The organism is Dyella sp. SYSU CM1112 (assembly GCF_058216415.1).
In genome coordinates this window covers 1-288 of record NZ_JBZEGI010000109.1, presented here as the reverse complement: position 1 = coordinate 288, position 288 = coordinate 1, and the positions used below count along the sequence as shown (strand labels likewise).

Below are 288 nucleotides of genomic sequence, written 5' to 3'. Positions count from 1 at the left end.
GTGACGCCCCACGGCACTGGCAAACGCCGGCGTGGTCATTTGCGCGACCAGTGCGTTGCCGGAGGGGCCGCAGTCCACCGGGTCGTAAGGAAAGAAGCCGGCGCTAGCGTACTTGGGGAAATCCTGGTCCCGCTCACTGCGCGCTTCGTCCGGCAATTGGCCATGAGCAATCATGAATGGAAAGGGGTGTTCTCGTACTTCCGTATCCGGACGATCAAGCCGGGTTGGCTCCAGCAGGACGATGGCATTCATGAAATTCGGCAGCTTCCCTGTGGAATTGGCTGTCAG

1 pseudogene is annotated in these 288 nt (G+C 60.4%); it reads right to left on the bottom strand.

What is annotated here, in order from left to right:
- Positions 1-252: pseudogene (locus tag AC4HNJ_RS21835) on the bottom strand (2OG-Fe(II) oxygenase); the annotation flags it as partial.
- Positions 253-288 lie beyond the last annotated feature (36 nt).